At 66.7% G+C, this 324-nt stretch carries 1 pseudogene; it reads left to right on the top strand.

Annotated elements, in window-relative coordinates:
- Positions 1 to 324: pseudogene (locus EXE44_RS18825) on the top strand (glycoside hydrolase family 3 N-terminal domain-containing protein); the annotation flags it as partial.

Raw genomic sequence — 324 nt, 5'->3', positions numbered from 1 at the left:
CAGACCGGGACGGACGTCGAGTCGCTCCTCGCCGAGATGTCGCTCCGCGAGAAGGCCGGACAGATGACGCAGGTCGCGATCGGTTCCTTCGAACCGGAGCCGGAGGGGTCGAACGTGCCGGACAACTTCGAGGTCGACACCGTGGGCGAGCTCTTCTCCGAGCTCGCCGTCGGGTCGGTGCTCTCCGGGGGAGCGGTCCCCCCAAGTTTCGACGGAAACGAGGTGGTCAGCGGCGTGAACGCGCTTCAGGAGTACAACGTGGAGAACGCGCCAAACGGGATCCCGTTCCTGTACGGCGTCGACGCGACGCACGGGAACGACCTG

Origin of the sequence: Halorubrum sp. SS7 (genome assembly GCF_005435055.1) — an archaeon.
Lineage (GTDB): Archaea > Halobacteriota > Halobacteria > Halobacteriales > Haloferacaceae > Halorubrum > Halorubrum salinarum.
Note: the sequence above shows the minus strand (reverse complement) of the source record. Positions and strands in the feature narration are given on the sequence as shown.